Origin of the sequence: Streptomyces sp. NPDC060194 (assembly GCF_042728285.1) — a bacterium.
Lineage (GTDB): Bacteria > Actinomycetota > Actinomycetes > Streptomycetales > Streptomycetaceae > Streptomyces.
Window position 1 is genome coordinate 1 of sequence record NZ_JBHWZH010000103.1, and the last position, 5,595, is coordinate 5,595.

At 73.5% G+C, this 5,595-nt stretch carries 6 protein-coding genes and 2 pseudogenes; 4 read left to right on the plus strand and 4 right to left on the minus strand.

The window, feature by feature from the left end:
• From ACFWEG_RS20955 to ACFWEG_RS20965, 3 genes are all read right to left on the minus strand, one after another.
• On the minus strand, nt 1-181 hold a 181-nt coding region (locus ACFWEG_RS20955), incomplete at its 3' end, for an ATP-binding cassette domain-containing protein (protein WP_387217271.1).
• Nucleotides 182-264: 83 nt separating this feature from the next.
• Nucleotides 265-1,128 (minus strand): DUF4097 domain-containing protein, encoded by an 864-nt coding sequence (locus ACFWEG_RS20960; RefSeq protein WP_387217274.1) that lies wholly within the window; start codon nt 1,126-1,128, stop codon nt 265-267.
• A gap of 83 nt (nt 1,129-1,211) precedes the next feature.
• On the minus strand, nt 1,212-1,760 hold the full coding sequence (locus tag ACFWEG_RS20965) for a toxin-antitoxin system HicB family antitoxin (RefSeq protein WP_387217276.1): 549 nt from the start codon (nt 1,758-1,760) through the stop codon (nt 1,212-1,214).
• Nucleotides 1,761-2,117: 357 nt separating this feature from the next.
• On the opposite strand from ACFWEG_RS20965, the gene ACFWEG_RS20970 reads away from it, so the two are divergent.
• Nucleotides 2,118-2,633, plus strand: coding sequence for a hypothetical protein (locus tag ACFWEG_RS20970; protein WP_387217278.1), 516 nt, complete (start codon nt 2,118-2,120; stop codon nt 2,631-2,633).
• A 221-nt stretch (nt 2,634-2,854) separates the two neighbouring features.
• Here the strand turns inward: ACFWEG_RS20970 and ACFWEG_RS20975 are convergent, their stop codons facing one another.
• On the minus strand, nt 2,855-3,091 hold the full coding sequence (locus tag ACFWEG_RS20975) for an IclR family transcriptional regulator C-terminal domain-containing protein (RefSeq protein ID WP_387217280.1): 237 nt from the start codon (nt 3,089-3,091) through the stop codon (nt 2,855-2,857).
• A gap of 109 nt (nt 3,092-3,200) precedes the next feature.
• Here ACFWEG_RS20975 and ACFWEG_RS20980 point away from each other — a divergent pair.
• The 3 genes and pseudogenes from ACFWEG_RS20980 to ACFWEG_RS20990 form a co-directional block, all read left to right on the plus strand.
• A pseudogene (locus ACFWEG_RS20980) lies at nt 3,201-3,551 on the plus strand (ABC transporter substrate-binding protein); the annotation flags it as partial.
• Nucleotides 3,545-3,787 (plus strand): annotated as a pseudogene (locus tag ACFWEG_RS20985) (alkanesulfonate monooxygenase); the annotation flags it as partial. The pseudogenes ACFWEG_RS20980 and ACFWEG_RS20985, both read left to right, overlap by 7 nt.
• A gap of 272 nt (nt 3,788-4,059) precedes the next feature.
• Nucleotides 4,060-5,493: a hypothetical protein gene (locus tag ACFWEG_RS20990; protein WP_387217282.1), complete on the plus strand. Its 1,434-nt coding sequence runs from the start codon at nt 4,060-4,062 to the stop codon at nt 5,491-5,493.
• Nucleotides 5,494-5,595 lie beyond the last annotated feature (102 nt).

Here is a 5,595-nt window from a genome sequence, read left to right on the forward strand (position 1 = left end):
GGGTGGTCAGGATCTCGACGGTCGTGGTCTTGCCGGCGCCGTTCGGGCCGAGCAGGGCGTAGACGGAGCCCTCGGGGACGGTCAGGTCGAGGCCCTTGAGGACGGGCTTGTCGCCGTAGGACTTGGTGAGGCCGGCGGCGGTGATCGCGGCGGCCTTTTTTGAGGTGCTCATGACAGACATGTGCTCGCTGCTTCCCTGGGTCGAGGGGGGTGGTCAGAGGTATGAGGTCTGAGGCGAGGCGCTTCTGCGGGCGCGACCTGCCGTCAGGCGGCCCGGGTGACGGTGATGTTGCCGACCGAGGTGTGGGCGTGGACCTCGGCACGGTCCGGCTTGTCCGACGGGCTCCCGGCGGCGGGCAGCTGGTTGCGGACGAGGCCCGCCCGGGTGTGGACGTCCAGCCAGGCGGCGGTGGTCTCGGGGACGCCGAGCTCGATCTCGCCGGTCGAGGTCCGCAGGTCGATCACACCGCGGGTGAGCCGGGCGATCCGGATCCCTCCCAGTGCGGACCTGACGTCGACGCCGGCGTGGGCGGTTCCCATGGCGAAGGAGCCGTTGGACGACTTGACCTTCGTCTCGCCGAGGACCTCGCCGACCTCGGTCTCGCCGTTGACGTTGGTGACGGCGAGGTTGCCGCCCACGTAGCCGATCTCGACCCGGCCCGCTCCGTGCACCTCCACGTTGCCGTCGAGGTGCTGGGCGCGGACGGTGCCGGTCGCGGTCCTGAGCGCGGCGGTCGCGGCGCGTTCCACGGCCACGTTCCCGAGTGCGCTCTTCAGGCGGACGTCGCCCAGCGTGCCTTCGCAGTGCACGTCCCCGAGTCCGGTGGTCGCCTGCACCTCGGATCCGGTCGGCAGTTCGACCTCGACCACGACGGCCCCGATCTTGTGGAACGGGTTGCGGCCGCGGGGGCCGCGTACGGTCAGCCGGCCGCCGGTCAGGTCGACCTGGGTCTGCGCGGCCGACTGGACGTCCCGGTCGTCCGCCTCGTTGCCCGGCCGGACCCGGACCGTGGTCTCGGTCCGCTCGGCGGCCCGGACCAGGACCGTTCCGTAGCCGACCTCCAGCTGGGCCGTGATGGGGCCCGGGGTCGTGAAGGACTGCGGTTCAGGGGTGGCGGAAGAGGGCATGGCGGTTCCGTCCTTTCGACTGCGTCAGGTGTTCGTGCTGGTCAGCGGGATGAGGAAGAAGGTGCGGGTGGGACGGGGGTCGGTCAGACCCAACCGGTGAAGCTCCGGCTGGTGCCGTTCTCCGCGACCGGGTCGACCGCCGGCCGCAGGGCACCCGCGGCGGGACCGTCGAGCGAGCCGGACAGCGTGTGCACCAGCCAGGCGTTGACAGAGAGGCCGTCGCGGGCGGCGGCGGACTCGATCCTGGACTTGAGGGAGGTCGGCACCCGGAGGTTGATGCGGGCGGTCCCGCCCTCGTCCGCCTCCGGTACACCTGCCACCTCGGGCTGCGGGACTGCCGGCGCCGACGACGCCATGGGTGGCGGCGCTCCGTCGGCGCGCTCCCTGGATTCGGGCCTGCTGACCACGAACTCCGGGTCCAGGCCGCGCAGCCGCAGGTCCACCGAGCCGGGCGCCAGCTCCAGCGTCACCTCACCCATCGCCGCGGACAACGCGTTGAGAAGGGTGAGCCGGGCGGCCGACTCCAGCGGGGCGGTCAGTCGCTCGGCGAGGGCGCGGGCGTCGTCACCGCCGGCTTCGGCAGCGACAGCGAGTTGCCGTCGGAGGTCATCGACATACGGTGCGAGGTCCATGCGAGAACTATGGCACAGCAGTGGCGCCATGTCGAGCATCAGATGGCGCCATGTATGACGCCGCACGTGTCGTCGAGCGTGGCGGCGACTACGGCGACGCCACCTCTGAAGACAGCGAGGCCTGCCGCTCCCTCGCTTTCGCCTCACGAACGGACCCGCGTGCACTTGACCTCTGCACGGGGTTGATGCGCGCCGCGCGGGCGCCACGCGCCACCCCTGTGGCGCATAAAAGGCTCGCGATGGCGCCATTAATGTGCCATCATGGCGTCACCGGTGAGTTCGGCCGTTCACCACGGTCGTACTGGTAAGGGGCCGGTGACCAAGGAGGCATCGGCGTCGGCAGGGGGAGCGGGGACCGTGGAGAACCCGACAGCACACGGCAGCGGGAGGCAGGCGCCGGGCGCGCTGCTGGCATTCGCCCGCTTCGTGCTCTGCGGCGGCGGCATCGGAGTCCTCTCCAGCTTCGCCGTGGCCGGCCTCGCCGCCTGGCTGCCCTGGGCGGTGGCCAACGCGCTGATCACCGTCGTGTCCACGCTGATCGCCACCGAGCTGCACGCCCGCTTCACCTTCGGCGCGGCGGGTCGCGCGACCTGGCGCCAGCACACGCAGTCGGCAGGATCCGCGGCGGTCGCGTACGCCGTCACAAGCACCGCGATGCTGGCCCTGCAGCTCCTCGTCGCCTCGCCCGGCGCGGTCGTCGAGCAGGTCGTCTACCTGTCCGCCTCCGCGCTCACCGGCGTCGGACGGTTTCTGCTGCTGCGCCTGGTGGTCTTCGCACGGGGGCACGCGCGGTCAGCTACCGTCCCCGCCCCCGTGGTCGCGACCGTGCCCCGCCCGGGATCCCGCCCCGCGACACTCTGCCCGGCCGCCTGACGACAAGTCAGCGAAGGCAGGCCACACTCCGGCCCCACCTTGACGCCATCCGTGGGCTCGTCGAGCGACCGCTCAGCTCGGGGAAAGCGCGGCGGGATCGAAGGTCCGGCCGGGACCACGGTCCGCACCGTCACGGCAGCCCGTCGGGGCGGCGGTCCGCGCGACTCCGGCAAACGGACCCGCACACCCGCCGGAACCCGCACCCTCCCCGTCCGCGCGCGCTACCGGGTGGGCGGTCGGCGCTCCGCCGGCGAGAGCAGCAGCACCTCAAGGGCCCGGGCACAGGAGCGGGCTTCGGCGAGGAGCCCCTCGGTGCGCTCGGCGGTGATCGGCGACGGTGTCGCCCGCACGGCGAGGGCGAAGCGCGCGTGCCCGGCGCCGTCCAGGACCGGAACGGCCGGGGTGCGCACCCCGTGCGCCGACTCACCGTCGTTCAGCGCGTAGGCCTCGGTGCGCACCCGCTCCAACTCCGCCTCCAGAACCGCGCGGTCGACGATCGTCCGGTCCGTGAAGGCCGGGAGGGGCGGCAGCGAGTCGGGGCCCTTCTCGCCGGGCCGCGCCCAGGCGACCGCCGAGCGCTCCACGGAGCAGAGCGAGGAGCTGCTGCGGAGCGGGGCCGTCGGCGCCTGGGTCGCGCAGGGGTCCCAGCTCGCCGCCGCCCGCCGCACCGGCGGACTGCGCATCCTGATCCCCACCGGCGACGTCATCAGCGACCGCTCCGTCCTCTTCAACCGGCGCGAACTCGCCGAGCAGCGGCCCGAATTCGTCCGAGCCCTGACCCGAGCCCTGCACCGCGCCGACGACTGGGCCGCGGCCCACCCCCGGGAGGCCGCCCGCCTCGCGGCCGCCGACCTCGGCGGCGAGGCGGACGACGGGGAGAGCGCCCTCCGCGCCCTGCCCTGGTATAGCGAGGCGGCAGGGTCCCGGCCCGCGCCCGCGAGCTGGAGACCTCCCCCAACCTGTGGCCCGGCATGAGCCTCTTCCGCCCGGGCCCCGGCACCGCCGTCGTCGGTTCGACGGCCCAGGTGATCGAGAGGCTGAAGGAGTTCGAGGAGCTGGGCGTGGACACCTTCATCCTGTCCGGCAACCCCCTGCTGGAAGAGGCCTACCGCGTCGCCGAGACCGTGCTGCCGGCCCTGGGGGTGCGCCGCTGACCCGACGGGCGCCGCGCGGGCGCCTCGGTGTGCGTCTTCCGCACCGTGAGACGGTGGTTGTGGGCGTGGACGCGCGACGGGATCATGGGCGCATGACCCGTCACGCGTATCTGAGCCGTCGGCTTCACGTCGACCTGGCCCACGCGTGTTCGGCGATCTGTCACCGCGCTGATTGAGCGCGGTGCCTCCCGCCCGGTTCCTCGCCGGGTCGATTCGCGTCCTGCCGGGCGGAGTGCACCTCTGTCGTGCCCCCCTCCTACGACGGGACTCCCATGCGTCTGCGCACCCGCGCCACCGTGATCGCCACGGCCGCCCTCCTGCTCACCTCACTCACCCCGGCGCACGGCGCCGACGCGTACGGTCCGCTGCCGCCGGCCAACCCGTACGCGGGCCCTGTCGGCACGGCCACGATGCACGGGGACACCGGCTCCTCCGACGCGACGCCCCTGCCCGGCCCGGGCGCGGGCTCCGTCCGGTCGCATCGGACGGCGTTGCAGTCGGCCTGCCCGACCGTGCTGGTCGGGGCCGACGGCTACCCGGTCGCGCTGTGCACGGAGATCTTCGGGCTGGCGCCGACCGTCCACCTGCTCGACCCGGCGACCGGCGGGTCCGTGGCCGAACTGACGCTGGCCAAGGGCTCGTTGCTCGGCGGGGTCTACGCCTACCTGGACCACCGGGACCGCCTCGTCGCGGTGGACGGCAACCGGGACCTGCTGCGGATCGGCCACCGCAGGACCGCTGCGGGCGGGTGGGAGCTGTACGTCGACTCCCGGTTGCCGCTCGCCGGGGCGGTCCCGGACGGGGACGCCGTCACCGGGCTCTCGCCGGACTGGCAGGGACGCGTCTGGTTCGCGACCGGCGCCGGGGTGGTCGGCACCGCCGACGACCGGACCGGCGCGGTGCGGACCCTCGCGCTGCCGGCCGGTGAGCGGGTCGCCAACTCGATCTCCACCGCGCCTTCGGGCACCGCGGTCGCCACCACCCACGCCACGTACCTGCTCACCGCGGGCGCGGACGGCACGCCGGAGGTGAGCTGGCGCCGGCCGTACGACCGGGGTCCGGGGCGCAAGCCGGGTCAGCTGAGCTGGGGCACCGGCTCGACTCCCACCTTCTTCGGGCCGGCCACCGGCACCGACTACGTGACCGTGGTGGACAACGCCGCGCCCACCGTGAACCTGCTGGTCTACCGGACCGTCAGCGGCGAGCAGGTCTGCTCGGTGCCGGTGCTCAAGGCGGGTGGCAGCGGCAGCGAGAACTCGCCCGTCGCGGTCGGCAACGCGGTGTTCGTGGCGAGCACCTACGGCTACCCGTACCCCAAGCTGCCCGAGGACGCCGGGCCGAGCGTGCCCTCCTCGGACAGCTACCGCGGCGGGCTGAGCCGGGTGGACGTCCGGTCCGACGGCTCCGGCTGCGACCTGAAGTGGGACAACCGCACCAGGTCGGCCGCGGTACCGAGGCTCTCCACCGCCGACGGGCTGCTGCGCACGGTGCTGCGCAACCCGGTGATCCCGGGCACGGACGCCACCTCGGTGCTGGACCCCTACGTGTACGCCGAGGTGGACCCGGCCACCGGCCGCACGACGCGGACGGCCTACCTCGGCTCGGGCTTCGTCTTCGACACCTTGCAGATGGTCGGCAGCATCGCACCGGGCCGGGTGGTGCTGCAGGGCACCACCACGGGCGTGCTGCGGATCATCGCGGGGTAGGCGGGCCGCGCCGGTCGCCGACGGGGCAGGGTGCCCCCGCGGGGGCGGGGGCCGGCGCGGAATAGACACCCGGTGTGGTATAAAAAAAAAACGCAGCCGACC